The sequence below is a fragment of the Porphyrobacter sp. CACIAM 03H1 genome (genome assembly GCF_002215495.1).
Classification (GTDB): Bacteria; Pseudomonadota; Alphaproteobacteria; order Sphingomonadales; family Sphingomonadaceae; genus Erythrobacter.
Genome location: NZ_CP021378.1, coordinates 231,375 through 257,870 on the forward strand (window position 1 = coordinate 231,375; position 26,496 = coordinate 257,870).

Consider the following 26,496-nt stretch of genomic DNA (forward strand, 5'->3'; position numbering starts at 1 on the left):
CCCCGATGTAAGTTAAATCTTGTTTACAATAAGGGCTGGGACGAGGGTCCCTGCTGCACCGCACCCTTCGGCGGTGCGGGACCCGTTCGCAAAAACAAGATCGGGTAACGGACGGGCGCATGACGCAATCGGGCAAGGTCGTTTTCGGGCAAGGGCTGACGCGCTTGCTATGGATCGTTCTGGCGCTCGCCACGGCTTTCGCGCTGGCAGGTGCGGTGCGGGCCTACGAGGTCACGCCGATGCGGGTGTTCCTGCAGCCCGATCGCGGCCAGAACAGCGCCACCATCACCATCAACAACATCCGCGAGGAACCGCTCCCTGTCGAGATCCAAGTGTTCCGCCGGGTGGTTGCCGCCAACGGCGAGCAGACCTTCGAGCCGGCGGAGGAGGAGTTCATCACCTTCCCCCCGCAGGTGCAGATCGCCGCAGGCCAGTCGCAGGCAATCCGCATCCAGTATGTCGGCACACTGGGCGAGACGGCCGAAGCCTTCGTGGTGCAGGTCACCGAGGTGCCGGTGAACAAGCTGGAGGGCACGGGGATCCAGTTCACCTACAATTTCGGCGTTGCCGTCTATGTCCAGCCGCCCCGCGCGCGGGCGCGGCTGGCGGTGAGCGAAGCGAGTGCGGCGGAGGGGACGTTGCGCTTCAAGGTCGCCAACAGCGGCAACGACTACGGCTTCCTGACCGGGCAGGTGCTCGAATACCGGGTTGGCGCGGCGCGGGTCCAGGTGACGCCTGACGAGCTGTCGACCCTGGTGAGCAACCCGATCGTCCCGCCCGGTGCCTCCCGCGAATTCGCGATTCCGCTCGCCGCGACGCCCGAGGCAGGCACGGCTGCGGCAAACGGGCCGGTCGAAGTCCGGCTGCTGCGCGGTGAGAGCTGAGGCCGGCCTGCCCGGCACGGGTGCAAGGACGCGGGCCCGGCCGGTGACGACGGTCTGAGCCGTGGGGCGCGGGGGCCGCTCACAGATCGGCATGAGGCGCGGCCGGCTGATGCTGGCGCCGCTGCTGACCGCGACAAGCGGCGCCGCCTGGGCCGCGCCCGAGAGCCTCGCCGGGGCCGCGGACCTCCCGCCTCCCCCGCCGCTGCCGCCCCCGCCCGATGCAGCCGCAACCCCGGCGACGATCGCCGTGCAGACGCAGCCCGTCAGCCTGTTCATCATGCGCCCGATGCTCGACGGGACGCGGCTCGATCAGGTCACGGCCGAGTTCAACATCATCGAGCTGCGCGCGATCGAGGCCGGTTCGCTCGAACGCGCGCTGGGCAACAGGCTGCCGGCCGCGCAGCGCGCCGAGCTGCGGCGCGAGGCGGGACAGTTCCTGCCGGTGGCGCGGCTCCAGGAACTCGGCATCGTCGCCACCTATGATCCCTCCAACCTCACGCTCAACCTCGCGCTGGTGCCCGAGGCCGTGGGGGCACGGATCGCGTCCCTCGCCGGTGACGAGGACAGGCCCGGGTCGCGCTGGCGCAGAAGCAAGGGCCATGCCCTGTTCGGCGGCCTCGTCGACTGGGCCGACAGAGTGGTGCGCAATGCCGGCCGGTCGCGCTTGATTCCGGCGCGGGACGTTGCGGCCCCGGCGCTGCGCGAGGCAACCGCGCCCGTCGAGACAGCGCTGCCGCTCGTGGCGGACACAGCGGCCCGGGACATTCCGCCCGCGCCCCCCGAACCCCCGCCCTCGGGGACGACACTTGCCCCTGCGTCCCATCCGGTACAGCCGCTGGCGCCCTCCGGCCCACGCACGCAGCGGGTCAGCCGGATCACCATGCATCCCGTGCTCGACGGCAACCGCCTCGCGCTGGTCAACGCCGAACTCACCGTGAGCGAGCTGCGCGGGATCGAGGCGGCTTCGCTCGAACGTGCGCTCGGCGGCAAGCTCGCCGCCGCGCCGCGCGCCGAATTGCGGCGCGAGGCGGGCCAGTTCCTGCCCTTGGCGCGGCTCCAGGAGCTCGGCATCACCGCCACCTACGATCCCGCCAATCTCACCATCACGCTCGCGCTCGCGCCCGGGGCGGTGGGGCCGCAGACCTTCACCTTCACCGGCGATGTCGATCTCGGCGCGGCCGCGCGCGTCCGGCCCGCAGGCCTCGCCCTCGGCGTAACCGGCAACCTCGTGGGCTCGCACGACTTCAGCGATCCCGATGGCGACACCCGGTTGCTCTACGACTTTGCCGGCTTCGTGAACATCGGCGGGCGCGAGACGGGGGCCTATCTCCTGTTCGGGGGTCTGGTCGACCTCGCCGACAAGGCGCAGCGCCGGTTCGAGCGCGACCGGCTGGTGGCCTTCAAGGACTTCGAAGGTACGGCGCTGCGCCTCGCCGCCGGGGATCTGGTGGCGGGCCTGCCGGTGATCGCGGGCGAGGCCGACGTCGCCGGCATCGCGCTCGAACGGCGCTACGATGCCCTGCAACCCCTGCGCAACATCCGCCCCACGGGCCGCCGCCAGTTCGTGCTCGAACGCCCGGCGCGGATCGAGATCTATGCCAACGGCGCGCTGGTGCAGGCGCTCGAGGTCAATGCCGGGCCGGTCGATCTCAACCGCATCCCCGCGCTCTCGCTGTCGACCAACATCGCGATCATCGTCGAGGACGCGACCGGGCGGCGCGAGATCGACAGCTTCACACTCGCCAACGACATCGAGCTGCTGGGCGCAGGCATCAGCGAGTTCAACGTCACCGCCGGGATGATGCGCAAGCCCTCGGCGGGCGGCTTCGCCTATTCCGCGACGCCCCTGCTGACCGGCCAATTCGCGCGCGGCTTCAGCGATGTGGCAACCGCAGGCGGGCATTTCGCGGTGATGGAGGATTACCAGAACCTCGGCGTGACCTTCGCCACCCTCGCGCCGGGGGGCGCGCTGTTCCTGGGCGGCAGCGCCAGCCACGACGTCGCCAGCGGCGATCTCGGCTATGCGCTCAGCCTCGCCTATCGCGGCGATCCCCTGCGGCTGTCCGATCTCGACAGCCAGCTCAACGTCCGGTTCGACTATCGCACGGCCGATTACCGGCGGCTCTCGCAATCGCTCGCCCCCGATCCGGTCAAGATCGACATGGCGCTCGATTACCGGCTGAGTCTCACCGAACGGCTAGCGCTCTCGCTCGGCGGAAATTACCTCGAGACCCACGCCCCCGGCCCGTCCAGCCTCGCCGTCTTCGGCGGCGTGCAGGTGTCGCTGGGGCGGGTGCTGGCCTCGGCGACGGCGCGTTACACCGACATCGGCGGGCGCAGCGACCGGGGCGTGCTGGCAACGCTGACAATCCCGCTCGGGCGCAACCACTTCTCGACCGCAAGCTACGACAGTGTGACCCGCCAGGCCCGGCTCGAGGCGCGGCGGGTGCGCGACATCACCGTGCCGGAATTCGATTACGGGATGATCGCGGAACACGCCCCGCTGTTCGACCGCCTCACCGGGCAGGCGCGCTTCGCCAATTCGCGCTTCAACCTCGATCTCGAGATGGTCGGCACCCGCGCGGCGGGGGGCAGCGGAATGCGCGACCAGAACGTGGTCAATTTCCGTCTGCAATCGGGTCTTGCCTTTGCCGACGGCGAGCTCGGGATCGGACGCAACCCGGGGCGCGGCTTCGTGATGGTCGATCGCCACCCCTCGCTCAAGGACGCGCGGGTCGAGGTCGAGACCAGCGGCGTCGGGCGGCGCGCCGGGCAGAGCAATGCGCTGGGGCCTGCCATCGTCAGCCAGCTTTCGGGCTACCGGCCGGACAATGTCCGGGTGAGCGTGCTCGGCGCGCCGCCGGGCTATGACATCGGCCCCGGCGAATATCTCAGCGAGCCCGGGGCCCTGAGCGGGGTGAAGCTCACCATCGGGAGCGATGCCTATCGCTCGGCGCTGGTCACCTTCGTCTTGCCGGGCGGCGCGCCGGTGAAGCTTGCCGACGGCGTGGTCCGCAACCTCGCCACGGGCGAAACCAGCGGGGTGTTCACCAATGCGGCCGGCCGCGCGGTGCTCTCGAAACTTGCCGAGGGACGCTATCGGGTCGAACTGGTGGGCGGGGACCTGGTGTACGAATTCACGATCGACAAATCCGCGCCCGCGATCATCAGGATGGGCACGCAGACGATGGAGGTTGCACCATGATCGGTTCGCGGATCGCCCGGCGCGCGTGCAGCGCGGTTCTGGGCCTGCTGCTGTGGGCCGGCGCGCTGGGCGAGGCGGCGGTGCTGGCGCAGGGCCAGGGCGGTGGCGGGTGCCCCGACGGCTACCGCATAACCGGACGCCAGGCGAGCGGGCAGAGCTACGATCCCAATCAGGCCAACCGCACCGTGCTCCAGATCACCCTTCAGGCCGCCGACAGCGACATCCCGTCGCGGTGCAACAGTGCGCCGGTTGTCATCACCCCGCAATCGGGCGCGGCCTTCGTCTTCGCGAACGGGAGCGACCAGCTGGGCCTCGTCCAGCTCAATTCGAACCTCGTTTCGCAGGCCAATGTCACCCGCTTCGTGCTGGCGGGCAACGCCCGCGGGCGGCTGGTGCGCGGCGAGGCGGTGACGATCGACCTGTTCGAGCTCAGCGCCGGCCAGTTTCCCGCCGCAGGCGAGTATCGCGGCACCGTGCTGGTGCAGGTCGGCGACGGGCTCCCGCAGGCGGTGCTGTTCGCGATCACGGTGCGCCCCGCGATCCGGTTCCTCGCCGAACAGGGGGCGACGAGCCGCGACCTCAGTTTCGGCGAGGTGAGCGCGGGCTCGGTGATCCGCACGAACGTGTTCTACCAGAGCAACGCCGCGGTCAACATCACCATCCAGTCGCAGAACCGCGGCCGGCTGGTCCACACCGTGCAGGGCCCGCTGCGCGCCATTCCCTACCGGCTGACCTATGACGGGGTGCCGGTGAACCTGTCCGCCGGCGCGCAGATCAACCGCCCGTTCCGCGGACTGCTGGCCCTGCGCGAGGAAATGGTGCTGGAGGTCGCCCCCGGCACCGACCGCTTCGCGGGCGATTACCGCGACGTGCTGACCCTGCTCTACACCGCCTACTAAAGCGGCTGGAGCGTCACGGCGATCGGGCCGGCGCTCACGGGCGCATCGAGCTCGATGGTGGTGAGGGCTTGGCCGGGGCGTGTGCTGGTGATCGTGACCGTGCCGGCACCGATCTGCACCACTCCCGCTGAACTGCGCGCCGTGCGCAAGACGGCCTGTCCCTCGGGCGGGTGGAGCAGCAGCTGGTATCGCTCCGCGTTACAGGTCGTGGTGACGGCGAGGCTAGCCGGGCGGTCGGCGGGCGTCTCCACATCGAGGATGGCGCAGATCACCGGCACCCTGGCCTCAAGCCGCCACTGCAAGCCGTTTCCGGCGCGCGCCACCGGTCCGGGCGCGCACGCGAGAACCAGCACAAGCGCCAGCGCAAGCGCGGACACGCCGACGTGCCGCGAGGGGCGCTGCGTGGCGGGGTACGGATGCGGCATCGCTCGGCCTCCCAAAGGAACGGCATGGCCTGTCCTGCCCAGTGCCGATCAGGCGCGAGCCCATGCGGAGGACAGAACGGCGCGACCTTGCCGCCTTTAAGACCTTGTTAGCAATTGCCGCGGCCAAGCTTTCGCGGCGCTGTGCCGCCGAGGGACAGCCGGGCCCCGGAAGGTTTTCCTGTCCCGCCGCAGCGCAGTCCGATCCGATCTGCCACGCCGGTTGCGAACGCGTCGGAGAGGCAGGGCTGGCCGCTTGCCAGGGCAGCGGCGAACGGCGGCATCAGCGCACTACATCCCGTAGGCAAGCAGCATCCAGATCGCCATCGCGATCATCATCAGGTTCTCGGTAAGCGAGACGAAGCCGAGCGGCACGTTGCTGTCTCCGCCGACGCAGGCACATTTGAGCTCGCGCCTGTCGAGATAGACCGCCTTGAACACGCTCGCCGCGCCGATCGTGCCGATGAACAGCGCGACCGGGACCGACACCCAGTGGAGCGCGCCCGCCACCATCAGCACGCCCGCCAGCCCCTCGGCAAAGGGATAGATCCGCGCATAAGGCACCCAGCGCGCAGCCAGCAGGTCGTAGTTCAGGAACATCGTCGCGAACTTTTCGACATTCTGGAGCTTGAGCAACGCCAGCGCGCACATCGAGAAGGCGACGAACCATTCGCCTGCGCGGATGGAGAGCACGGTGCCGTCCGCTGCATAGCCCGCCGCCATCGCCATCAGCGCGGTCATCGCGAACAGGGCGATCACCGGGCGGTAGGTGGTGGCCGAGGGGTCGGCGACCCTGAGGCCGAAGAACCGCCGCAGATCGTCGTAGCCGCCGATGCGCACCCCATCGATGAAGGTCTGCGGGGTGGTCGCCACGCCATGCTCGGCCTTGAACCGGTCGGTCTCCTCGCGGGTGGCGAGGTGGTGATCCTCCACCTCGTAGCCGCGCGAGCGCAGCAGGTGGCGGGCCTTGAGGCCATAGGGGCAGGTGTGCCCGGGCATCACCATGCGGTGGAGGACGGCGGACCGGGGTGCGGATTTCATCTCGATTCTTCCCTTGATACCTATCGGATGACCCGTATATAAGTCCCGTACTGTAGTACGGTTTCAAGAGGCAAATGTGAAAATCGGCGATCTGGCACGTGAAGGCGGTGTCTCGGTCGAGACCATCCGGTTCTATCAACGCCGCGGCCTGCTCGCCGAGCCGCCGCGCGGGAATGGCGTGCGGCGCTATACCGAAAGCGATCTCGAACGGCTTCGCTCGATCCGCGCGGCGCAGACGGCGGGTTTCACGCTCGAGGAGATCGCAACGCTGCTGGGGCTCGATCCGGACGACCGCGCCGCCGCGCGCGCGCTCGCCGAAGCGCGGATCGCCGCAATCGACGAGAGGATCGCGACCCTGAAAACCATGCGCGCCGCGCTCAAGAGCCTAGCTGCCGACTGCGCGCGGGGCGAAGACGGACCATGCCCGATTCTCACTGCGTTCAGCATGCCGGCCGGTACCGGCTCGGGCAGCAACCAGGCGCGAACCCGCCGCGTATAGGACCCCATGACCTTTTCCCCGATCTCCCGCCGCGGCTTCGTCCGTGCCGCCGGCGCCGCCTCTGCCTTCGCGGCCATGCCCGCATGGGCACAGGGCCACTCGGTGCATCGCCGCCACGGCGGCACGCCGATCCGGGTCGGCTTCGACACGGTGTCGGGGCCGATCATCGACCTGTCGGTCGGCGAGGGACGGCGCATCGTGCAGGGCCGCAAGGGCCACGGCATCGCCGTCAACGGCTCGGTACCGGGGCCGCTGATCCGCCTGCGGGAAGGCCAGAACGTCCGCCTCAACGTCACCAACCACCTCGATGAGGACACCTCGATCCACTGGCACGGCCTGCTGCTGCCGTTCCACATGGACGGCGTGCCGGGGATCAGCTTTCCGGGCATCAAGCCGGGGCAGACCTTCACCTATGAATTCCCGATCCGTCAGACGGGCACCTACTGGTATCACAGCCATTCCGGGCTTCAGGAACAGCAGGGCCATTACGGGCCGCTGATCATCGACCCGGCGGGCGCGGAGCCGGTGGAATACGACCGCGAGTTCATCCTGCTGCTGAGCGAGTTCACCCCGCTCCACCCGCACTTCATCATGGACCGGCTGCGCAAGGGCGAGGGCTATTTCAACTACCAGCAGACCAGCTGGGCGGACGATTACCCCCTCTCCGCCGCCGACCGCCGGATGTGGGCCGAAATGCGCATGCCCGCGACCGACATCGCGGACGTCACCGGCTCCACCTACACCTATCTCGCCAACGGGCGTGGGCCGAAGGAGGGGCTGGAGTTCCTGTTCACCCCCGGCGAGCGCATCCGCCTGCGGGTCATCAACGGCGCGGCACAGACCTTCTTCAACCTGCGCATTCCAGGCCTTCCCATGACGGTGATCGCGGCCGACGGTCAGAACGTGAAGCCGGTCGAGGTCGACGAGTTCCAGATCGGCACGGCCGAGACCTACGACGTGATCGTGGAGCCGCGTGCCGAGGCCTACACCATCGTCGCCGAGAGCATGGACCGCTCGGGGCTCGCGCTCGCCACTCTGGCGAGCCGCCCCGGCGCGCGGGCGGCGATTCCCCCGCCGAGGAAGCCCCCGCTGCTCGACATGGGCGACATGGGGATGAACCACGGGGATCATGGTTCGGGTCACTCGATGGACGGCATGAAGATGCGCGACACGCTGCTGCTGCCGCCCGATGTGAAGGTAGGGCCGGGGATCGACATGGTCTCCATGGCCCCGGTCGACAAGCTCGGCGATCCGGGCCTTGGCCTGCGCGATGTGGAGCACCGGGTGCTCAATTACCGGATGCTGTCGGCGCTCGAGCCCAATGCCGACACCCGCGAACCGTCGCGCCTGCTGGAGCTGCACCTCACCGGCAACATGGAACGCTACATGTGGTCGTTCGACGGCGAGATGTATTCGGCCGTGTCCGACAAGCCGATCCGCTTCGCCTGGAACGAGCGGGTGCGGGTCAAGCTCGTCAACAACACCATGATGGCGCACCCGATCCACCTGCACGGCATGTTCTTCACGCTGGTCAACGGCGAGACACCTGCGCACCAGCCGCGCAAGAACATCGTCATCGTCCAGCCGGGCGCGAGCGCGCAGTTCGATCTCACCGCCGACGAGCCGGGCGACTGGGCGTTCCACTGCCACCTGCTCTACCACATGCATGGCGGGATGATGCAGACCGTGACGGTGATGGGGCCGGAGGCATGAAGGTCGCGCTTGCCCTGCTCGCGCTGACGGGCGCTGCGCCGCTCGCCGCGCAACATCAGCACCATGAACCCGCGCCTGCACCGCAGCAGGACCAACACGCCGGGCACGACATGCCGCAACCGGCGACTGACCCGCACGCGGGCCATGACATGAGCGCTCCTCAGGCCGACCCGCACGCCGGTCACGACATGGGCGATGCCGAAGCAGACCCCTCCCCCGGCCCGGCGATGGAGACACCGCCTCCGCTCGAGGCCGGCAACGGGCCGCCGCGCGCTGCCGATGCGATCTGGGGACCCGAGGCAATGACCGCCTCGCGCGCGGACCTGCGCCGCACCCACGGCGATTTCCCGGTGTTCTGGTTCCAGGGCGACCGGATCGAAGCGCAGGTGCGCGAAGGCGCGGACCTCTACCTCTGGGACATACAGGGCTATTACGGCGGCCCGACCGAGCGGCTGTGGTTCAAGTCCGAGGGCGAAGGCGAGTGGGGCGCGAACCCGGAGGACGCGGAGGTGCAGACGCTCTATGCCCGCGCCTTCAAGCCCTTCTGGGATCTTCAGGCCGGTATCCGCCACGACATCGCCGGGCCCGACACCACCCATGCCGTCATCGGGGTGCAAGGCCTTGCGCCCTACATGTTCGAGATCGACGCCGCGCTTTTCCTCTCCCACCGGGGCGATTTGACGGCGCGAATCGAGGCCGAGGTCGACCAGCGCATCACCCAGCGCCTGATCCTCCAGCCGAGGATCGAGGCGAACCTTTCGGCGCAGAACATTCCCCAGCTCGGCATCGGCGCGGGCCTCGACCAGATCGAGGTGGGCGCAAGGCTGCGCTACGAGTTCCGGCGCGAGTTCGCGCCTTATATCGGCATCGAGCAATCCTGGCGCACCGGACAGGGCGCCGACTATGCCCGCTTGCGCGGCGAGAACCCTTCCGCCACCAGCCTCGTCGCCGGCATCCGTTTCTGGTTCTGATCAACACGAAGGACGTTACCCCCCATGCGTATCCCTGCCCTTCTCGCCGCTCTCGCCCTCGCCGCGCTCGCCCCGTCCGCGCCGGTGATGGCGCACGTCAAGCTGACGGCATCGACCCCGGCGGCGGGGGCCAAGGCCAAGGCCCCGAAGACGGTCACCCTCACCTTCAGCGAGAAGGTCGATTCGGCCAAGGCCGCCGCCGCGATCGTCATGACCGCGATGCCAGGCATGGCCAACCATGGCGAAATGCCGATCCGCAACTTCACCGCCAGCTGGTCGCCCGACGGCAAGACGATGACCCTCTCGCTGAAGCAGGCCCTGCCGAAGGGCACCTACGAGGTGCGCTGGCAGGCCGCCGCGGGCGATGGTCACGCGATGAGCGGGAAGGTGGAGTTCGTGGTGAGCTGACCGCTCACGCCGGCTGGGCTAGCCTGCCTTCGGACGCGGGACGCCATTCTCCCGGCACCCGCGCGCCCTCGATCGACCCGCGGTTCCAGATCAGCGCGACCATCGCCAGCGCGGGGATCGGCATCAGGTTGATCTCCAGCGGCAGCGCCGCCGCGCGGGTGGCAAGCGGGGCGAGGTAGAGTCCGGCCACCAGCAGCTTCTCCCAGGGCCGCCAGCCGCGCGCGCGTCCATCGGCGATCAGCCAGAACACCGGCACGGCGAGGAACGGCAGGTCATAGGAGAACAGGTAGGGCGAGGCGACCGCAGTGGCCGCGAGCATCAGCGCCCCGCTCGCAAGGCTGTCGCGGGTACGGCGGGCGAAGATCATGGTCAGCGCGAGCATCGCCAGCGTGATGGCGGCCTGCACCACCATCGCCGCCTCGGGCGTGGCGTAGTAGCGCAGGGCGGCATAGGGCGTGGTCATGCGCAGCCAGAACACGCTCTGTCCCTGCGCCATCAATTGCCGGCTGACCTCGAACACCTCGGGATAAGCGAGCCACGCCGCCGGGCCGAACACGGCGAGGCTGGCGAGGATCATGCCGCCCGCCCCCAGCACTCCGCCCGCAATCGCCTTCCAGTCGCCCCGCGCCAGCAGCCAGAAGGGCGCGAGCAACGCGAGGTGCGGCTTGATCACCAGCATCCCGAGCAACACCCCCGCCAGCCACGGCGAGCGGCGCAGCGCCAGCACCGCACCGGCCAGCAGCGCGCCGGTGACGAAGCCGTTCTGCGCATGGGCCGCGGCGAGGAAGGCGGCGGGAAAGGCCAGCAGCGGCCAGGTGAGATCGCCCCGGTATTCGCGGTGCATGGCGCCGAACCAGATGGCGAAAGTCACCGCAGTCCACGCGATCCACGCCGCGCCGAAGGGCAGCAACGCCAGCCAGAACACGAAGAACAGGAAAGGCGGCGGGTTCACATAGGCGATCATCGCATCGAAGCCCGCCTGCTTCTGGACCGCGCGCTGGAGATCAAGATCGAAGGCCGCCGCAGGTCCCTGATCGGCAAGGATGCGCGCGGCGGACCAGAAGGCCTGGAAATCCGTCCCGTCCTTGTAGATCGCAAGGTAGTTGACCGTCAGCATCGCCAGGAAGGCGAGCGCGAGCATCATCGCATAGGCGCGCGCGCGCCGGGCGTTCAGCCAGTGTGCGTCGCGCAGGAAGGCGTGCATCGCGTCTCGGTCCCCTGAAACTGTCGGGGACCGGCTTAGCCGCGCGCCTCTTTAGGAAGTGCTAACCCTGTTTTCGCTGGGCCAGCCGCCCGACCTCAGCCCATCGCCTCGAGCACGTCCTCGAGCCGCGCCGGATCGCCGAGCGCGATCACGGTGCCGTCGGACCCGGCATCGAGCGGGTTGCCCTGCCAGTCGCTCATCATCCCGCCAGCGCCTTCGACCACCGGGACAAGCGCGGCATAATCGTGAAGCTTCAATCCCGCCTCGATCACGATGTCGACATGGCCCGAGGCAACGAGGCCGTAATTGTAGCAGTCCCCGCCGAACACGATCTTCTTTTCCGCGACCGTCTTGGCGACCGACATGAAGGCGTCGGCCTCCTCGTTGGTGAAGAGGTGCGGACTGGTGGTGGCGAGCACCGCGTCGGCAAGGTCCTTCAGCGGCTTGGTCTGCGCGGGCTTGTCGTTGAACAGGGTCGGCTGGCCGATGCGGCCCACCCAGCGCTCGCCGCTCACAGGCTGGTCGATGATGCCGAGCACCGGCCAGCCATCCTGCAAGAGCGCGATCAGCGTGCCGAAGATCGGGCGGCCGGCGATGAAGCTGGTGGTACCGTCGATCGGATCGAGCACCCATTGCCGCCCCGCGCCCTCGTTGCGGGTGCCGTATTCCTCGCCGATGATGCCGTCGGCGGGGAACGCCTCCTCGATCAGCGCGCGCATCGCGGCTTCGGCGGCGCGGTCGGCTTCGGTGACGAAGCTGCGGTCGGCCTTGCGTTCCTCGGTCCACTGGCCGCGGAACAGGGGGCGGATGGCCGCGCCCGCCGCGTCGGCAAGGCGCAGCGCGAGGGCGAGATCCTTATCGGTCATGGGAAGCTTTCCAAATAACGCGGCGGGATCGCCGGGTCCGTTGCCATAACGCCGACGAAAGCGGCTGCAAGAGCGATACCGATCGCCGCGACGCAGACCGGCACCGCCCGGCCCCGCACCCGCCAAGCGAGCGCGCAGGCGGCATGAACGAACAGCGCGGCGACGCCGAGGAAGTAGTAGGGCACGAAGAACGCCGCATAACCGGCATGCATGCCCGCGGCAGCGAAGTGGTAGTTGGTGTCGAGCCCCAGCAGCAGCCGCCCCGCCCACACCGCGCCGACATGGTTGAGCACGAACAGCGCCAGCACCGCGCCCGATATCGCCTGCCACCGCGCCAGCCCGCGCCGCCGCTCGCCGCGGGTGCGCCAGATCATCGCGAGGCCGCTCGCCAGCTGGAACGCGAGCGCCAGCATCAGCAGCGTCTCGGCGACGGGATGGCGGTAGAACGGGCGCAGCGCCGTCATCGCCGCAATATGCGCCTGTTGGCCCGAGAGCATCGCGAGGTGGTTGCCGAGGTGCAGCGCGAGGAAGGCACCGATCAGCGCGCCGCTTGCGAGATGCAGGCGGCGCGTGGTGCGGTTGCGGTCGTCATGCGTCTCCACGGGCAACCCAATAATCGAAGGCTTCGGCCTGTCGAGCCTCGGTGTAACGCCGCGCCTCGGGGCCCTCCCACTCCAGCGGCAGGTCGTCGTGGATGCCCGTGCGGGTGACGAACCAGCCCTGCCCGGGAAGCCCGTCCGATTGGCGCACCACCAGCACGGCGAGGCCCGGCTCTCCGCACGCGCGCCCGTCCTCGTCGATCCGGTCGAGCACCTTGCACATCTGGCGCATCAAGGGCCGCGTGAAGGTGTGGCCGAGCAGGTTCAGCAGCGCGCCATAGGTAAAGGTCTCGCGTGCGCGGGCCGCTTCGATCAGCAGCCCGCGCACCTCGAGCGGATCGAACATCAGTCGAAGAGGGAGCTGACCGAGCTCTCGTCCGCGATCCGCCGGATCGCCTCGCCCACCAAGGGGGCGATGGGGAGGATGCGGATGCGGTCGGAAGCTTCGGCGGCCTCTGTGGGCCGAATCGAATCGGTGATCACCAGCTCCTTGAGGCTCGACCCGTTGATCCGCGCCACTGCGCCGCCCGACAGCACGCCGTGGGTGATGTAGGCCGCGACGGACTTGGCCCCGCCTTCGAGCAGCGCCTCGGCAGCGTTGACGAGGGTGCCGCCCGAATCGACGATGTCGTCGATCAGGATGCAGTGCCGGCCTTCCACATCGCCAATGATGTTCATCACCTCGCTCTCGCCCGGTCGGTCGCGGCGCTTGTCGACGATGGCGAGCGGGGCGTTGTCGAGCCGCTTGGCCAGCGCACGGGCGCGCACCACGCCGCCGACGTCGGGCGAGACCACCATCAGCTGCTGGTCACCATAGCGGGCCTGGATATCGGCGGCCATGACCGGCGCGGCATAGAGATTGTCGGTGGGGATGTCGAAGAAGCCCTGGATCTGCCCGGCGTGGAGGTCCACCGCCAGCACGCGGTCGGCCCCCGCTTCGGTGATCAGGTTCGCCACCAGCTTGGCCGAGATCGGGGTGCGCGGGCCGGGCTTGCGGTCCTGACGGGCGTAGCCGAAATAGGGCACCACCGCGGTGATCCGCTTGGCCGAGGCGCGGCGCAGCGCGTCGATGCAGATCAGCAGTTCCATGAGGTTGTCGTTCGCCGGGAAGTTGGTCGGCTGGACGACGAACACGTCCTCCCCGCGCACGTTCTCGTGGATCTCGACGAACACTTCCTCGTCCGAGAAGCGCCGCACGCTGGCGTCTGTCAGGGGGATCTCGAGATAGGCCGCGATGGCGCGGGCAAGCGGCAGGTTCGAATTGCCGGACATGATCTTCATCGCTGCGAATCCCCGTTGGCGCGTGATGCACCTCGCCTAGCGCCGCGTCATGGAATTGCAACGCAATGAACGCCGGTTCTCGTCCGCTGGGCAATCGGGGCGCGGCGGCGGCAAAGGAGAACCCGCCGCCGCGCCCGCCCCCTTTCCGGAGGCTGCCGGGCGCCTGTGCCTCAGCCCGGCACCTTCCAGACCGCGAAGGATCGCACCCGCATCTCGGCCGTGCCGCCGGTGTATTCGGCTGTGCCGTGCTTGACCGCGACGTTCATCAGCGGGAACCAGGTGACGCCCTTGAACGGATTGACCGTCTGGTAGGTCTCCTTCCCATCGACGAACCAGGTGATGAAATCGGGGGCGATGTCGACGGCGAAGCGGTGGTAGCTCGTGTCGAAGCCGCTGATCCCGTAGGCATTTGCGGCATTGACCTGCATCAGCGCGGTGAAGCTCCGCGTGCCGTTCGCCCCGCCGTGGATGTTGCCGGAGATGTTGCGGGCGAAGTTCCAGCCGCTCGAATAGCCGAAGCCCTCATAGACATCGATCTCCGGCGGCCAGGCGCCGCTCGCGGGGAGCAGCCAGAGCGCGGGCCAGCCGCCGCGGCGGTTGGGCATCATCGCGGTCCATTCGTACTGGCCGTACTGGACCTGCGTCGTCGGCATGCGCTGGCCGGTGAGGATCGCCGCACCGTGGTTCCAGTACTTGCTGTCGTGAAAGATCGGGCTGACGAGGTGCTGGCTGCGGATCACCACCTCGTTGTTCTCGATGGCGAAGGGCGCCAGCGCGGTGGGGTGCAGCACCGGATCGAGATAGAGCCCGCTTTCGTTGTTGGCGGGCTGGGTCCGGCCGTGGGGCAGGCGGGTGCGCCACACGTCCGCCCCGCCCGCGTCGCTCCAGGTCACCTTGGCCGGATCGAGCTGGTAGGAAAGCGCGCCGGTGGGTGCGAAGGTGCGCGCCGCGCGGAACCCCGCGGTCTTCGCCACCCCCGGCTTCGCCCCGACGACGGCCGTCACCTTCGCAGAGGAGTTGATCACCCCCCCACCGACCACGCCTTCGGGCAGAATGATGTCGAAGTTCCGTCCGGCATCCATGTTCACGAGCGGGATGCGCAAGGTCTGCTCCAGCGCGTCGCCGGGGCGGAAGAACAGGGTTGTGGCGGTGCGCTGGAAGTGCCGCCCCTCAAGACCCGCAAGCGTTCCCGATCCGTTGCGGGTCATCACCCGCACGATCACGGTGTTGGGGGTATGGCGATTGATGCGGACGGGAACGAAAGCCTCGGTCGCGCCCACGGGCACGCTGACCGTCCCGATGCTCACCGCAGCCTTGGCGGGGTAGGCCGTGCCGTTCTTGAAATCGAAGGCGGCGAAGGGATTGGTCGTGGTGGTCGCGCCCTCGGGGAGAGTGCCGCTCAGCGAGGCCAACTTGTCGCCGGAGGGAGCCAGTGCCGCCACCGGCTCCGGCGCGGACATGGCGGCAGGCGGCGCGGTCTCGTCCCCCCCACACCCACCGAGGATCGAAACCATGATTGCCAGAGAGAACAAACGCTTCATGGGGGCATACTCCTGTTGCCCCTTGGTGATGACGCCCTTTCCTTAACCGTCAATGCAATCCATGTTAAAAACAGGATGAGCTGAGTCCTATCCTAAGTTAGGAACGAGAAATTCAGTCTGAAATGATCATTTGATAAACGGCTCGTCTCAGCTTCTACTTAGAAGCTCGGTGTTCATATCTTTTGATAATGAACGCAGCGAATCGTTGTTGAGCGGGTTCGGCTTCAGGGATGCCGGAATAAACCGGTTCCGCGGAGCCAAACCCGGGATGCGCTTTTGGCCTGGACCTGGACAAAGGGAAGCGAGACCGGGCCCCGACCCGGTCGATATGGCCGAGGCACGGCTAGCGCGTCAGGCTTCCAGTTCGACGTCCCAGTAGAGCCAGTCGCGCCAAGTTTCGTGGAGATAGCCCGGCGGGAACATCTTGCCCGCCTGCTGCAACTGCCAGCTGGTCGGACGGATCGGAGCCTGGTGGAGCGCCATCCCCGCCTGCTTCGGCGTCCGCCCGCCCTTCTTCATGTTGCACGGCGCGCAGGCGGTGATGATGTTCTCCCAAGTGGTGCGCCCGCCCAGCCGGCGCGGGGTGACGTGGTCGAAGGTCAAGTGCTCGTGGCTGCCGCAATACTGGCACTGGAAGCGATCGCGCAGGAACACGTTGAAGCGGGTGAAGGCGGGAAACTCGCTCGCCCGCACATATTGCCGCAGCGCGATCACGCTCGGGATCTTCATCTCGAAGCTGGGGGAGTGCACCTCGCGGTCGTAGCTTGCGACGATGTCCACCCGGTCGAGGAACACCGCCTTGATCGCGGTCTGCCACGGCCAGAGGCTGAGCGGGTAGTAGGACAGCGGAGTGTAGTCGGAGTTCAGGACCAGCGCCGGACAGGCCGAAAGGTTGCGGGTCGGATCCTCCTCGACCCCGCGGAACCGGGCAGCTTTCTCGATCAGTTCGGCATTGAACACGGCGCGCGTTCCTCCCTGATTGCCCTCCATCCTGACCTGACAGGGCAAAGAGTCAAACCCGTGACAGGGCGGCTATCCACAGGGACAGGCAGTGGATAGGCTGTGGATAGCGCAAGGATATGTCGTGTGGCATGGGGCTGCGATGGATCGCCGCACCCCGACCGTGACCCGTTTCGCACCCAGCCCCAACGGGCGGCTGCACCTCGGCCATGCCCTCTCGGCGATCGTCGCGCATGATCTGGCGAAGGCGGCGGGCGGGCGCTTCCTGCTCAGGATCGAGGACATCGACGGGCCCCGCTCGCGCCCCGAACTGGCGGATGAATTCAGGCGCGATCTGGAGTGGCTCGGGCTGGAGTGGGAGGAGGTCCCCGCCCAGTCCACCCGCCTCGCCAGCTACGCCGCCGCCGACGAGACGCTGAAGGCGCGGGGCCTGCTCTATCCCTGCACCTGCACCCGCAAGGAGATCGAGGATGCGGGAGCGGTCGAGGGCAGCGATGGCCCGATCTACCCCGGCACCTGCAAGCGCCGCCCGCCTGATCCCGCCCGGCCTACCGCGTGGCGGCTCGATGCGGACAAGGCCCTCGCCGAAACCGGCCCGCTGGTCTGGGAGGATGCGCTGGCGGGGGCGCAGGCGGCGGACCTCTCCGGGCTCGGCGATGTCGTGCTGGTGCGCAAGGACCTGCCCGCGAGCTATCACCTCGCCGTCACCCTCGACGATGCGGCGGACGGCGTCACGCTGGTCACGCGGGGCGCGGACCTCTTCGCCGCCAGCCACGTCCACCGCACGCTCCAGGCGCTGCTCGGCCTTCCCGTTCCGCGATGGCACCACCACCCGCTGCTGCTCGGCGAGGACGGCGAGAAGCTCGCCAAGCGCCGCGGCTCCCCCGCCCTGGCCGAGCGGCGCGAGGGCGGCGAGGACGGGCGAATGCTTGCGGCACAACTGAGGTTGCAACATTTCCGGCTTGGAACCTGAGGCCGGAGCGTCCATTTAGGGGCCCATGACCTATTTTCTCGTCGCCGTGCTCGTCGTCCTCATGGGGCTGACCGCCTTCTCGCTGATCCGCGGGGTGGTGGCCTTCCTCCAGACCACCAAGATCGACCTGGAAACCGGCGAGGGCACCACCGCCACCGACATGCAGCTCGCCCAGAACAAGGCGATGTTCGCGCGGATCAAGTATCAGGGTCTCGCCATCGTGGTGGTGGCGATCATTCTCGCGGTCTCGCGCTGACCCTTCGCCAGCGATGGTCAAACTCAACCGCATCTACACCCGCACCGGGGATGACGGGACGACGGGCCTCGTCGACGGCTCGCGCTGCCCCAAGCATTCCGCGCGGATCGCCGCGATGGGCAAGGTCGACGAGGCGAACTCCGCCATCGGCCTCGCGATCTGCGCGCTCGAAGGCGAGGCGGAGCGGGCGCTGCTGACCCGCGTCCAGAACGACCTGTTCGATCTCGGCGCGGACCTCGCGACGCCTTCGACCGACGGCGATTTCACCCCTTCTGAGATGGTTTTGCGGATCGTGCCCTCCCAGCCCGAATGGATCGAGGGCCGGATCGACGAGCTCAACGAGCGGCTCGAACCCCTCACCAGCTTTGTCCTGCCCGGCGGGAGCGAGGCGGCAGCGCGCGTCCATGTCGCCCGCGCCACCACCCGCGCCGCAGAGCGCGCGATGGTCGCGCTGGCGGCCGAAGATGCAGTCAACCCGGCCGCGCTCGCCTATATCAACCGCCTCTCCGACCTGCTCTTCGTCCTCGCCCGCGTGGCGAATGACGATGGCCGGGCGGACGTGAAGTGGGTTCCCGGGGCCAATCGCTAGCCAAATAGGCTGCTAGCCAGCCGACATCTTCCCCGCTAGGGCGGCTGCTTTGCTGCACTTGCGAAGGACAGGCCTCATGCGCAACATCGCCGTCATCGGCGCCGGTCAGATGGGAACCGGCATCGCCCAGACCGTCGCCGCCCAGGGCATGAACGTCATGCTCACCGACGTCGATCTGCCCCGCGCCGAGGCGGGCAAGCAGGCGGTCGAGAAGGCGCTCGTGAAGCTCATGGGCCGCGGCAAGATCGAGGCAGACGAAGCGGAAAAGCTGCTCGCCCGCATCACCCCCGTCGGCGACTATGCCCCCTTTGCCGAGGCCGACCTCATCATCGAGGCCGCGACCGAGCGCGAGGAGATCAAGAACGCGATCTTCGAGAAAGCGGGCAAGGTGCTGGCCGCCGACGCGATCATGGCGTCGAACACCTCGTCGATCCCGATCACCCGCATGGCCAACCACTCGCCGGACCCGGCGCGCTTCATCGGCCTCCACTTCTTCAATCCGGTGCCGGTGATGGGCCTGATCGAGGTCATCCCGGGCCTTGCCACCTCGAAAGCCACCGCCGACGCCGTCACCGCCTTTGCGCGCGGGCTCGGCAAGGAAGTGGTGCTCTCGCAGGACGAACCCGGCTTCGTCGTGAACCGCATCCTGCTCCCCATGATCAACGAGGCGGTCTTCGTCCTCGGCCAATCGACCGCGGGTATCGAGGATATCGACAAGGGCTGCCGCCTCGGCCTCAATCACCCGATGGGCCCGCTGCAACTGGCGGACTTCGTCGGGCTCGACACCTGTCTCGACATCATCAAGGTGCTCTACAAGACCACTCGCGACAGCAAGTATCGCCCGGCCCCTCTGCTGGTGAAGTATGTCGAGGCCGGATGGCTGGGCCGCAAGACGGGGCGCGGCTTCTACGACTATTCGGGCGAGGCACCGGTCCCGACGCGCTGATCCGGCGCAAGCCCGGTGCGTCCGGGCGCAAGGGCGGGCAACAATCGGTGCCGTTCGCGGGTTAGGCAGCGGGAAGGAGAACTCCCATGCCCAAGCCCGACGCCGCGATCCCCGGTCATCCCGAGGGCCTTCCGCCGGAAACTCACAACGACGAGCAGGACCCGAAGGGCGCACAGGCGCAGGACGTGGCCGATGCCGCGCGGCGCGAGGACAGCCGCACGTCGAGCCCGCTGGAAAGCACCAAGCCCGACTCCCCGGATTATGACCCGGCCCCGTCCAGCAAGGGCGATCTCGTGGACGAAATGCGCCGCATGGAAGGCGAAGGCCGGATCGACATGTCGGCCTATGCCGGCGAGCCCAACCACGACGACGAGGAAGGCACCTACGGCGGCGAGACCACCGACGACGAGGACGACGAGTGGCTGATAGCCGACGGCGAGGACAGCGCCGAGGAAACGGATCTGCTCGACGGCGAGGGCCTGATGGAGGAGGTGAGGCTGCTCGAGGAAGCCGAACAGCGCGACGATGATGACGTGCTGCGCGAGGACCTGCCCGACGACGAGGAGGATTGAACGCCTGCCGGAAGCGAGCGCGTCACTCCGCCTCGGACGCGATTTCCTCGCCGCTGCCGGTAAAGCTCGGCTGGCTGTTGTCGATCCGCGCAGTCGAGGAAAGCGGCGCGGTCATCGGGTTGCCGCCGGGTGCGGAGGCGGCGGCAGGGGCAGCTGCGGCCGGCTGGCTTGCGGGCGTATAGTCGCCGAAGACCGAAGGCTCGGCAGCGGCGCTCTCGCCCTCCCCGCCGCCGTTTTGCGCCTCGCTTCCCGAGCTGGCGAGGCGATCGCTATTGGCCTCGACGAAGCCGGTGACGCGGCCCACGACGCCGCTGTCTTCCGAGGTGCCGACCATCGAGACGGCGCTCAGGATGGTCATCCCCGCAAAAAGGAGCGCGACCTTGCTGTTCTGGAACACGGCCTTGTACATGGCCGCGTGCCCTAGCAGGAACGCGGTTAAGCCTTGGTTGAGGCGCGCCCCGCGGCCGTGGGCAGGGCGCGCTTCCATTCGTAGAGCAGGTCGAGCGCCTCGCGCGGGCTGAGCGCGTCGAGATCGGCTGCCCGCAGCGCCTCGGCGAGCTGCTGTTCGGGCGTCGCCTGCGCCGGTTCGGGGGCGCGCATCGCGGCGAAGAGCGGCAGGTCGCCCAGCCCCGCGGCGATGCCGCCGGTCGCCTCGCGGGTCGCCTCGAGCTTCTCGAGCACCGCCTTGGCCCGCGCCACCACCGGGGCGGGCACTCCGGCGAGCCGCGCGACGGCAAGGCCGTAGGAGCGGTCGGCCGGCCCGTCGGCGACTTCGTGGAGGAGCACCAGATCGCCCTGCCACTCGCGCGCGCGGACGTGGTGGAGCGAGAGCGCCTCGCAGGTCTCGGCGAGGCGCGCAAGTTCGTGATAATGCGTGGCAAACAGGCAGCGGCAGGCGATCTGCGAATGCACTGCCTCGGCCACCGCCCAAGCGAGCGCGAGGCCGTCATAGGTCGATGTCCCGCGCCCGACCTCGTCGAGGATCACGAAGCTGCGATCCGTCGCCTGCGCCAGAATGGCGGCGGTCTCGACCATCTCGACCATGAAGGTCGAGCGCCCCCGCGCCAGGTTGTCGGCCGCGCCCACCCGGCTGAACAACCTGTCGACGAGGCCGACACGGGCTGCCGATGCAGGCACAAAGACCCCCGCTTGCGCCAGCAGCACGATGAGCGCGTTCTGGCGCAGGAAGGTCGACTTGCCGCCCATGTTGGGGCCGCCGATCAGCCACAGCCGGTTGTCGCCGGAAAGGTGGCAGTCATTGGCCACGAACCGCTCGCCGGACTTCGCCAGCGCCGCCTCGACAACCGGATGCCGCCCGCCGGTGATGGCGAGGCCCGCATCCTCGGCGATCTCCGGGCGGCACCAGTCGCCCTCCGCCGCCCGCTCGGCATTGCCCGCGCCGACATCCAATCGGGCGAGGGCGGCGGCGGTCGCGGCGATGCTCTCGCGCGCGGCGACCACCTCGGCCACCAGCGTACCGAAATGCGCTTCCTCGCAGGCGAGCGCATGGCCGCCTGCCTCGGCGATACGGGCGGCTTCCTCGTGCAGCTTCACGGAGTTGAACCGCACCGCGCCCGCCATGGTCTGGCGGTGGGTGAAGCCGCTGTTCGGCGCCATCAGCGCATCGGCATGGCGCGCGCCGACCTCGATGAAATAGCCCAGCACCCCGTTGTGGCGGATCTTGAGCGAGGCGATCCCGGTTTCCTCGCGGTAGCGCGCCTCCATCGCCGCAATCGCGCGGCGCGCGTCGCCCGAGGTGGCGCGCAATTCGTCGAGAGCGGCGTCGTAGCCGTCGGCGATGAAGCCGCCATTGCCGCGCTCGGTCGGCGGCGAGGGGACGAGCGCGCGGCTCAGAAGATCGGTGAGCGCGCCGTGGCCGGTCAGGCGCGCGGTGACCTTCTCCAGCAGCGCAGGCGCATCGGGCGCACCCGCCAGCCAGTGGTGGAGCCGCGCCGCCTCGGAAAGGCCATCGCGCAGCTGGCCGAGATCGCGCGGGGAACCCCGCCCCGCCACCACCCGCCCGAGCGCGCGGCCCAGATCGGGGATGGCGCGCAGGATATCGCGCAGCTGCGCCCGCTCGATGGGCCGGTCGCGCCAGAACTGCACCAGTGCGAGCCGCGCCTCGATGGCGGCGGAATCGAGCAGGGGCGCGGACAGGTCCTCCGCCAGCAGCCGCGAGCCCGCTCCCGTCACGCAGCGGTCCACCGCGCCGATCAGGCTCCCTGCCCGGCCCCCTTGCGCGGATTCGAGGATCTCGAGGCTCCCCCGCGTGGCGGCGTCCATCGCCATCGTGCTCCGGCTCTCGCGCAGCACGGGCGGGAGCAGCAGCGGCAGATTGCCGCGCCCGACATGGTCGAGATAGCTCACCAGCCCGCCCGCTGCCGCCAGCATCGCGCGGCTGAACGCCCCGAAGGCATCGAGCGTCGCCACCCCGTGGACGGCCTTCAACCGCTCCGCCCCGGCATCGCTGGCGAAAGTCGAGCGGGGCCGGAAAATCGCCTCGTCCGGGCCGTGCGGCCAGTCTTCCGGCACCACAACCTCGCTCGGAGAAATCCGCGCCAGCACTGCACCGAGGTGATCGGGCGCGCATTCCTCCAGCACCATCGCGCCGGTCGAGACGTCGACCGCCGCCACCCCCACCGCCTCGCGCAGTTCCGCCAGCGCCACCAGCACGTTGGCGCGGCGCGGCTCGAGCAGGGCTTCCTCGGTCAGCGTGCCGGCCGTCACCAGCCGCACGATGCTGCGTCCGACCAGCACCTTGGACGAGGGCAGGCCTTCGCGCTTCGCCCGCGCCTTGGCTTCCTCCGGCGTCTCGACCTGCTCGGCGATGGCGACGCGGCAGCCCGCCTTGATGAGCCGCGCAAGATAGCTCTCCGCCGAGTGCACCGGCACCCCGCACATCGGGATCGCCTGCCCGCCATGCTCGCCCCGCGTCGTCAGCGCGATGTCGAGGATCGCGGCGGCGCGCTTGGCATCCTCGAAGAACAGCTCGAAGAAATCGCCCATACGGTAGAACAGCAGCGCGTCCCCGGCCTCCTCCCTCAGGCGCAGATATTGCGCCATCATCGGGGTGGGTTTCGGATCGTCGAGCGCGGCCATCCCCCTCGCCTACCCCCATGCGGTCCGATTCGGGAATGTCGGCACTTGCAGCTTTCCCCGAACCTGGTGCGATAAACGACCTATCGCATCGGCCTCGCCGGCGCTAAGCGAGGCGCGATTGACCTTGGGGAAAGCAGAAGGGATCGGGCACCATGGCCGAGGAAAACGCGGGACAGAACCGGGGCGGCTTCACCGCGCGCGAGGCGCTGTTCTATCACGAGACGATCCGCCCGGGTAAGCTCGAGATCGTCGCCACCAAGCCGATGACCTCGCAGCGCGACCTGTCGCTGGCCTACTCGCCGGGCGTGGCCGTGCCGGTCGAGGCGATCGCCGCCGATCCCTCGCTCGCCGCGCGCTACACCGCCAAGGCGAACCTCGTCGCCGTGATCTCCAACGGCACCGCGATCCTCGGCCTTGGCAACCTCGGCGCGCTGGCGTCCAAGCCGGTGATGGAGGGCAAGGCGGTGCTGTTCAAGCGCTTCGCCGACGTCGACTCCATCGACATCGAACTCGCCACCGAGGACCCGGAAGCCTTCATCAACGCGGTCGCCCTGATGGAGCCGACCTTCGGCGGCATCAACCTCGAGGACATCAAGGCCCCCGAGTGCTTCATCATCGAGGCCGCTCTGCGCGAGCGGATGAAGATCCCGGTGATGCACGATGACCAACACGGCACCGCGATCATCACCGCGGCGGGCCTGCTCAACGCCTGCCACCTGACCGGGCGCGACATCAAGGACGTGAAGGTGGTGGTGAACGGCGCGGGCGCGGCGGCCATCGCCTGCACCGCGCTGGTCAAGGCGATGGGGGTCAAGCACGACAACGTCATCATGTGCGACCGCTCCGGCCCGATCACCCCGGGACGCGAGGGCATGGACCAGTGGAAGAGCGCCCACGCGGTCGCCACCAGCGCGACCAGCCTCGAGGAGGCACTGGTGGGCGCGGACATCTTCCTCGGCCTGTCGGCGGCGGGGGCGCTCAAGCCCGAGTGGGTCAAGAAGATGGCCGACCGGCCGATCATCTTTGCGATGGCCAACCCCGTGCCCGAGATCATGCCCGACGAGGCCAAGGCCGTGCGCCCCGACGCGATCATCGCCACGGGCCGTTCGGACTTCCCCAACCAGGTCAACAACGTCCTCGGCTTCCCCTTCATCTTCCGCGGCGCGCTCGACGTGCAGGCGACCACCATCAACGAGGAGATGAAGGTCGCCGCCGCCCAGGCCATCGCCGAGCTCGCCCGCCAGCAGGTGCCCGAGGAAGTGGCGCTCGCCTATGGCAAGAACCACAAGTTCGGCACCGACTACATCATCCCCGCCCCCTTCGATCCGCGCCTGATCGAGGTCGTCTCCTCCGCCGTCGCCAAGGCGGCGATGGATTCGGGCGTGGCGCGCGCGCGGATCGAGGATTTCGAGGCCTACCGCGTCGCCCTGCGCTCGCGGCTCAACCCCACCACCTCGGTGCTCTCGGGCGTCTACGAGATCGCCAAGGCCAATCCCAAGCGGATGGTCTTCGCCGAGGCCGAGGAGGAGGTCGTGCTGCGCGCCGCGATCCAGTTCCGCGATTTCGGCTACGGCATCCCGATCCTCGTCGGCCGCACCAAGGCGGTGGTCGACAAGCTCCACCAGCTTTCGGTGAGCGATCCGGGCAGTTTCGAGATCCAGAACTCCGCCGACAGCGAGCACGTGCCGGCGATGGTCGACTATCTCTACAAGCGCCTCCAGCGGCGCGGCTACACCGAGCGCGACGTGCGGCGCATGGTCAACCAGGACCGCAACGTCTTCGCCTCGCTGCTTGTCGCGCTGGGCCACGGCGACGGGATCATCACCGGCATGACCCGCACCTTCGCCCAGACCGTGCGCGAGGTGAACCTGGTGCTCGATCCAAAGGAAGGCGCGCTGCCTTTCGGCATCCACATGATGATCGGCAAGAACCACACGACCTTCCTCGCCGACACCACGATCAACGAGCGGCCCAACGCGCAGGAACTGGCGCACATCGCGCGCGAGACCGCCGCGGTCGCCCGCCGAATGGGGCACGAGCCGCGGGTGGCGTTCCTCAGCTACTCGACCTTCGGCAACCCTTCAGGCCAGTGGCTCGCCAGCATCCGCGAGGCGGTGGCGATCCTCGACAAGGAGGATCCGGGCTTCGAATACGAAGGCGAGATGGCCCCCGACGCGGCGCTCAACCCCAAGGTGATGGCGCTCTATCCCTTCAGCCGCCTGTCGGGCCCGGCCAACGTGCTGGTCATGCCGGGGCTGCAATCGGCGAACCTGTCGGCCAAGCTGCTGCGCGAGCTGGGGAGCAACTCCACCATCGGCCCGATGCTGATCGGGATGGAAAAGCCGGTGCAGATCGTGCCGATGACGGCAAGCGCGCCCGACGTGCTGACGCTCGCGGTGCTGGCCGGCGCGGGCGTGGTGGGCTGAGAACGGCGCGCCCGGCCGCGGGACCGGGCGCGCCCTCCTGCCGGATCAGGCCTCGGCAGCGGCGGGGTTGACCTCGCCCGAGGCGATCGCGGTCATCTTCTTGTCGCCGCCGCGCGTGTCTTCGAGGCATTGCGCCAGCACCCCGGCGTCCTCCTCGAGGCCGAGCCTGCGGGCGAAGGCGGCCGCCGTGCCGTAGCCCGAGATGCCGTAATGGGTCATCCGCTGGTACTGGGCGATGATCGAGGCATCGCGCACGTCCTCGTCGGAGAAATCGGCCTCCACCCCGTGCGCGCGGGCCTCGGCGGCGAGGCCTTCCATGCCCTTGCAGTGCTCGCCGCGGGGGTTGGCGTCGTGATTCTCGATCAGGGACTTGAGCTGCTGCATCCCTTCCTCGATCCCCTCGGCCCCGGCGGAAAGCGCCTTGCGCAGCTCGTTCGACTGGGCCGTGTCGTGCAGCTCGCGGGTGACCTGCAGGGCCTGGCGGTTGGCGCTGTAGAGGTCCTGCAGCTGGTCGATGTAGAGGTCCTTGAGCGTCGAGATGGTCATGTCGGTCGTCTCCGGTGAAAGGGTTGCGCCCCCGGGAGCGACACTGCCGGGCGACAGGCGGCGATGATCTGACCTGTGTGTGCTATCCTTGCGCGGACCGGACGAGGTGCGGGCCGGCTGCGGCAGGCCGAAAGGAGCGGCGGGATGACGAAGGCGGGACGGGCGGCGCTGACGTATTGGGGGATCGTCTTCGCGCTCGGCTTCGTGCTGGGCACGGTGCGGGTGCTGTGGCTCGCGCCGCTGGTCGGGCTGCTCCCGGCCACCGCGCTGGAACTGCCGGTGATGCTGGCGGCGAGCTGGATCGCGGCAGGCTGGGTCACGCGCCGCTTCGGCATCGCCGGCGCGGGCGAGGCGCTGGCGACGGGCGGCCTCGCCTTCGCGCTGCTGCTGGCGGCGGAATGCGCGCTGGGGGCGGCGACCGGCCAGACGCCGGCGCAATGGCTCGCCGGGCTGCGCCAGCCGCACGCGCTGCTCGGCCTCGCGGGGCAGGCGGTGTTCGCGGTGCTGCCGTGGTGGCGGACCAGGCAGGCGCGCGCCGACCGAATGTGAACGCCGCCGGCAAGGCATTGGCTTTCCTGCGATATCGTGACATGGTC

Annotated in this window: 26 protein-coding genes; 14 read left to right on the top strand and 12 right to left on the bottom strand. The window is 68.8% G+C overall.

Annotation, left to right across the window (positions count from 1 at the left end):
* Nucleotides 1-119: 119 nt before the first annotated feature.
* The 3 genes from CBR61_RS01125 to CBR61_RS01135 all read left to right on the top strand — a co-directional run bounded on the left by CBR61_RS01125 (nt 120) and on the right by CBR61_RS01135 (nt 4,988).
* A complete protein-coding gene (locus tag CBR61_RS01125; protein ID WP_088912710.1) occupies nt 120-884 on the top strand; it encodes a molecular chaperone in 765 nt (254 codons plus the stop codon).
* Between the two features lie 91 nt (nt 885-975).
* Nucleotides 976-4,089 (top strand): fimbria/pilus outer membrane usher protein, encoded by a 3,114-nt coding sequence (locus CBR61_RS01130; protein WP_088912711.1) that lies wholly within the window; start codon nt 976-978, stop codon nt 4,087-4,089.
* Complete coding sequence (locus CBR61_RS01135) at nt 4,086-4,988, top strand: hypothetical protein (protein ID WP_088912712.1); 903 nt, start codon at nt 4,086-4,088, stop codon at nt 4,986-4,988. The genes CBR61_RS01130 and CBR61_RS01135 overlap by 4 nt, the downstream gene beginning before the upstream one ends.
* On the opposite strand, the gene CBR61_RS01140 is transcribed toward CBR61_RS01135, so the two are convergent.
* Both CBR61_RS01140 and CBR61_RS01145 read right to left on the bottom strand, forming a co-directional pair.
* On the bottom strand, nt 4,985-5,413 hold the full coding sequence (locus CBR61_RS01140; protein WP_088912713.1) for a hypothetical protein: 429 nt from the start codon (nt 5,411-5,413) through the stop codon (nt 4,985-4,987). The genes CBR61_RS01135 and CBR61_RS01140 overlap by 4 nt on opposite strands.
* 288 nt (nt 5,414-5,701) lie before the next feature.
* A complete protein-coding gene (locus CBR61_RS01145) occupies nt 5,702-6,451 on the bottom strand; it encodes a glutaredoxin family protein (RefSeq protein WP_088912714.1) in 750 nt (249 codons plus the stop codon).
* Nucleotides 6,452-6,527: 76 nt separating this feature from the next.
* Between CBR61_RS01145 and CBR61_RS01150 the strand changes: the two genes are divergently transcribed.
* The 4 genes from CBR61_RS01150 to CBR61_RS01165 are packed head-to-tail and all read left to right on the top strand — an operon-like array spanning nt 6,528 to nt 10,042.
* The gene (locus CBR61_RS01150; protein ID WP_088912715.1) at nt 6,528-6,950 is read left to right on the top strand and encodes a MerR family transcriptional regulator; all 423 of its coding nucleotides are present in this window, start codon (nt 6,528-6,530) and stop codon (nt 6,948-6,950) included.
* Nucleotides 6,951-6,956: 6 nt separating this feature from the next.
* On the top strand, nt 6,957-8,663 hold the full coding sequence (locus CBR61_RS01155; protein ID WP_088912716.1) for a copper resistance system multicopper oxidase: 1,707 nt from the start codon (nt 6,957-6,959) through the stop codon (nt 8,661-8,663).
* Nucleotides 8,660-9,634, top strand: coding sequence for a copper resistance protein B (locus CBR61_RS01160; protein ID WP_088912717.1), 975 nt, complete (start codon nt 8,660-8,662; stop codon nt 9,632-9,634). The genes CBR61_RS01155 and CBR61_RS01160 overlap by 4 nt, the downstream gene beginning before the upstream one ends.
* Before the next feature lie 24 nt (nt 9,635-9,658).
* Entirely contained in the window at nt 9,659-10,042 is a 384-nt protein-coding gene (locus tag CBR61_RS01165) for a copper resistance protein CopC (RefSeq protein ID WP_088912718.1), read from the top strand.
* A gap of 4 nt (nt 10,043-10,046) precedes the next feature.
* Here the strand turns inward: CBR61_RS01165 and CBR61_RS01170 are convergent, their stop codons facing one another.
* From CBR61_RS01170 to CBR61_RS01200, 7 genes are all read right to left on the bottom strand, one after another.
* The gene (locus CBR61_RS01170) at nt 10,047-11,246 is read right to left on the bottom strand and encodes a glycosyltransferase family 87 protein (RefSeq protein ID WP_088912719.1); all 1,200 of its coding nucleotides are present in this window, start codon (nt 11,244-11,246) and stop codon (nt 10,047-10,049) included.
* Between the two features lie 95 nt (nt 11,247-11,341).
* Nucleotides 11,342-12,112 carry a histidinol-phosphatase gene (gene hisN, locus CBR61_RS01175; RefSeq protein WP_088912720.1) on the bottom strand — a complete coding sequence of 257 codons (771 nt, stop codon included), beginning with the start codon at nt 12,110-12,112 and terminating at the stop codon, nt 11,342-11,344.
* Nucleotides 12,109-12,714 (bottom strand): hypothetical protein, encoded by a 606-nt coding sequence (locus CBR61_RS01180; protein WP_088912721.1) that lies wholly within the window; start codon nt 12,712-12,714, stop codon nt 12,109-12,111. The genes hisN and CBR61_RS01180 overlap by 4 nt, the downstream gene beginning before the upstream one ends.
* Nucleotides 12,701-13,057, bottom strand: a complete 357-nt coding sequence (locus tag CBR61_RS01185) for a ribose-phosphate pyrophosphokinase (protein WP_088912722.1) — start codon at nt 13,055-13,057, stop codon at nt 12,701-12,703. Before CBR61_RS01185 ends, CBR61_RS01180 begins: the two co-directional genes overlap by 14 nt.
* On the bottom strand, nt 13,057-13,992 hold the full coding sequence (locus CBR61_RS01190; protein ID WP_088912723.1) for a ribose-phosphate pyrophosphokinase: 936 nt from the start codon (nt 13,990-13,992) through the stop codon (nt 13,057-13,059). Before CBR61_RS01190 ends, CBR61_RS01185 begins: the two co-directional genes overlap by 1 nt.
* 170 nt (nt 13,993-14,162) lie before the next feature.
* Nucleotides 14,163-15,533: a glycoside hydrolase family 16 protein gene (locus CBR61_RS01195; protein WP_088912724.1), complete on the bottom strand. Its 1,371-nt coding sequence runs from the start codon at nt 15,531-15,533 to the stop codon at nt 14,163-14,165.
* 351 nt (nt 15,534-15,884) lie between these two features.
* Nucleotides 15,885-16,493, bottom strand: a complete 609-nt coding sequence (locus CBR61_RS01200) for an HNH endonuclease (protein ID WP_088915385.1) — start codon at nt 16,491-16,493, stop codon at nt 15,885-15,887.
* Between the two features lie 142 nt (nt 16,494-16,635).
* Here CBR61_RS01200 and gluQRS point away from each other — a divergent pair, with 142 nt between their 5' ends.
* The 5 genes from gluQRS to CBR61_RS17035 all read left to right on the top strand — a co-directional run bounded on the left by gluQRS (nt 16,636) and on the right by CBR61_RS17035 (nt 19,829).
* Nucleotides 16,636-17,466 (top strand): tRNA glutamyl-Q(34) synthetase GluQRS, encoded by an 831-nt coding sequence (gene gluQRS, locus CBR61_RS01205; RefSeq protein WP_088912725.1) that lies wholly within the window; start codon nt 16,636-16,638, stop codon nt 17,464-17,466.
* Between the two features lie 25 nt (nt 17,467-17,491).
* Nucleotides 17,492-17,722 carry a hypothetical protein gene (locus CBR61_RS01210; protein ID WP_088912726.1) on the top strand — a complete coding sequence of 77 codons (231 nt, stop codon included), beginning with the start codon at nt 17,492-17,494 and terminating at the stop codon, nt 17,720-17,722.
* Nucleotides 17,723-17,735: 13 nt separating this feature from the next.
* Nucleotides 17,736-18,311, top strand: a complete 576-nt coding sequence (locus CBR61_RS01215; protein WP_088912727.1) for a cob(I)yrinic acid a,c-diamide adenosyltransferase — start codon at nt 17,736-17,738, stop codon at nt 18,309-18,311.
* A 76-nt stretch (nt 18,312-18,387) separates the two neighbouring features.
* Entirely contained in the window at nt 18,388-19,257 is an 870-nt protein-coding gene (locus CBR61_RS01220; protein WP_088912728.1) for a 3-hydroxyacyl-CoA dehydrogenase NAD-binding domain-containing protein, read from the top strand.
* 86 nt (nt 19,258-19,343) lie between these two features.
* A complete protein-coding gene (locus CBR61_RS17035) occupies nt 19,344-19,829 on the top strand; it encodes a hypothetical protein (RefSeq protein WP_199797449.1) in 486 nt (161 codons plus the stop codon).
* A 22-nt stretch (nt 19,830-19,851) separates the two neighbouring features.
* On the opposite strand, the gene CBR61_RS01230 is transcribed toward CBR61_RS17035, so the two are convergent.
* Nucleotides 19,852-20,238: a hypothetical protein gene (locus tag CBR61_RS01230; protein ID WP_088912729.1), complete on the bottom strand. Its 387-nt coding sequence runs from the start codon at nt 20,236-20,238 to the stop codon at nt 19,852-19,854.
* Nucleotides 20,239-20,264: 26 nt separating this feature from the next.
* Entirely contained in the window at nt 20,265-22,928 is a 2,664-nt protein-coding gene (gene mutS, locus CBR61_RS01235) for a DNA mismatch repair protein MutS (RefSeq protein WP_233996801.1), read from the bottom strand.
* A 152-nt stretch (nt 22,929-23,080) separates the two neighbouring features.
* Between mutS and CBR61_RS01240 the strand changes: the two genes are divergently transcribed.
* Nucleotides 23,081-25,354, top strand: a complete 2,274-nt coding sequence (locus tag CBR61_RS01240) for an NADP-dependent malic enzyme (RefSeq protein ID WP_088912730.1) — start codon at nt 23,081-23,083, stop codon at nt 25,352-25,354.
* A gap of 45 nt (nt 25,355-25,399) precedes the next feature.
* On the opposite strand, the gene CBR61_RS01245 is transcribed toward CBR61_RS01240, so the two are convergent.
* Nucleotides 25,400-25,900 (bottom strand): DUF892 family protein, encoded by a 501-nt coding sequence (locus tag CBR61_RS01245; RefSeq protein WP_088912731.1) that lies wholly within the window; start codon nt 25,898-25,900, stop codon nt 25,400-25,402.
* A gap of 144 nt (nt 25,901-26,044) precedes the next feature.
* On the opposite strand from CBR61_RS01245, the gene CBR61_RS01250 reads away from it, so the two are divergent.
* Nucleotides 26,045-26,449 carry a hypothetical protein gene (locus CBR61_RS01250; protein WP_088912732.1) on the top strand — a complete coding sequence of 135 codons (405 nt, stop codon included), beginning with the start codon at nt 26,045-26,047 and terminating at the stop codon, nt 26,447-26,449.
* Nucleotides 26,450-26,496 lie beyond the last annotated feature (47 nt).

Coding starts and splice junctions, on each gene's coding strand:
- CBR61_RS01125 (WP_088912710.1), top strand. CDS start 120: ATGACGCAATCGGGCAAGGTCGTTTTCGGGCAAGGGCTGACGCGCTTG.
- CBR61_RS01130 (WP_088912711.1), top strand. CDS start 976: ATGAGGCGCGGCCGGCTGATGCTGGCGCCGCTGCTGACCGCGACAAGC.
- CBR61_RS01135 (WP_088912712.1), top strand. CDS start 4,086: ATGATCGGTTCGCGGATCGCCCGGCGCGCGTGCAGCGCGGTTCTGGGC.
- CBR61_RS01140 (WP_088912713.1), bottom strand. CDS start 5,413: ATGCCGCATCCGTACCCCGCCACGCAGCGCCCCTCGCGGCACGTCGGC.
- CBR61_RS01145 (WP_088912714.1), bottom strand. CDS start 6,451: ATGAAATCCGCACCCCGGTCCGCCGTCCTCCACCGCATGGTGATGCCC.
- CBR61_RS01155 (WP_088912716.1), top strand. CDS start 6,957: ATGACCTTTTCCCCGATCTCCCGCCGCGGCTTCGTCCGTGCCGCCGGC.
- CBR61_RS01160 (WP_088912717.1), top strand. CDS start 8,660: ATGAAGGTCGCGCTTGCCCTGCTCGCGCTGACGGGCGCTGCGCCGCTC.
- CBR61_RS01165 (WP_088912718.1), top strand. CDS start 9,659: ATGCGTATCCCTGCCCTTCTCGCCGCTCTCGCCCTCGCCGCGCTCGCC.
- CBR61_RS01170 (WP_088912719.1), bottom strand. CDS start 11,246: ATGCACGCCTTCCTGCGCGACGCACACTGGCTGAACGCCCGGCGCGCG.
- hisN (WP_088912720.1), bottom strand. CDS start 12,112: ATGACCGATAAGGATCTCGCCCTCGCGCTGCGCCTTGCCGACGCGGCG.
- CBR61_RS01185 (WP_088912722.1), bottom strand. CDS start 13,057: ATGTTCGATCCGCTCGAGGTGCGCGGGCTGCTGATCGAAGCGGCCCGC.
- CBR61_RS01190 (WP_088912723.1), bottom strand. CDS start 13,992: ATGAAGATCATGTCCGGCAATTCGAACCTGCCGCTTGCCCGCGCCATC.
- CBR61_RS01195 (WP_088912724.1), bottom strand. CDS start 15,533: ATGAAGCGTTTGTTCTCTCTGGCAATCATGGTTTCGATCCTCGGTGGG.
- gluQRS (WP_088912725.1), top strand. CDS start 16,636: ATGGATCGCCGCACCCCGACCGTGACCCGTTTCGCACCCAGCCCCAAC.
- CBR61_RS01210 (WP_088912726.1), top strand. CDS start 17,492: ATGACCTATTTTCTCGTCGCCGTGCTCGTCGTCCTCATGGGGCTGACC.
- CBR61_RS01215 (WP_088912727.1), top strand. CDS start 17,736: ATGGTCAAACTCAACCGCATCTACACCCGCACCGGGGATGACGGGACG.
- CBR61_RS01220 (WP_088912728.1), top strand. CDS start 18,388: ATGCGCAACATCGCCGTCATCGGCGCCGGTCAGATGGGAACCGGCATC.
- CBR61_RS17035 (WP_199797449.1), top strand. CDS start 19,344: ATGCCCAAGCCCGACGCCGCGATCCCCGGTCATCCCGAGGGCCTTCCG.
- CBR61_RS01230 (WP_088912729.1), bottom strand. CDS start 20,238: ATGTACAAGGCCGTGTTCCAGAACAGCAAGGTCGCGCTCCTTTTTGCG.
- mutS (WP_233996801.1), bottom strand. CDS start 22,928: ATGGCCGCGCTCGACGATCCGAAACCCACCCCGATGATGGCGCAATAT.
- CBR61_RS01240 (WP_088912730.1), top strand. CDS start 23,081: ATGGCCGAGGAAAACGCGGGACAGAACCGGGGCGGCTTCACCGCGCGC.
- CBR61_RS01245 (WP_088912731.1), bottom strand. CDS start 25,900: ATGACCATCTCGACGCTCAAGGACCTCTACATCGACCAGCTGCAGGAC.
- CBR61_RS01250 (WP_088912732.1), top strand. CDS start 26,045: ATGACGAAGGCGGGACGGGCGGCGCTGACGTATTGGGGGATCGTCTTC.